Annotated in this window: 1 protein-coding gene; it reads left to right on the top strand. The window is 60.5% G+C overall.

The window, feature by feature from the left end; translation table 11 throughout:
- Positions 1 to 225 (top strand): tautomerase family protein (locus tag ACYP5B_RS51460; RefSeq protein WP_459575223.1); only part of this gene is annotated, 225 nt, incomplete at its 5' end.
- Positions 226 to 294 lie beyond the last annotated feature (69 nt).

Raw genomic sequence — 294 nt, 5'->3', positions numbered from 1 at the left:
ATCTCCAAGGACGTCGAGTGGACGGCGTCCTGGCTGCGCAAAGCGAATGCCGCGATTGCACCCTTCGTTCAGGATCGGGGCTACCACTTCGAGTTGCATGTCGGCGAAACACCGCGCGAACTGTGGTTGATCGACAGCATTCACCCACCTCGTCCCGACACGGAAGCCGAGAAGAGGTGGAAGCTTGAAAACCGGGCGTCGCCCTATGATCCGAGCGAAGGCTGATCGGACCCGTTTCGCCTGAAACAGTTCGTACGCTGATACTCAACAGCCCGCGGCAACGGCCGAGCCGTC

Source organism: Cupriavidus sp. 8B, assembly GCF_054589115.1.
The sequence above is the reverse complement of the archived record's forward strand: the minus strand, read 5'-3'. Positions and strand labels throughout refer to the sequence as shown.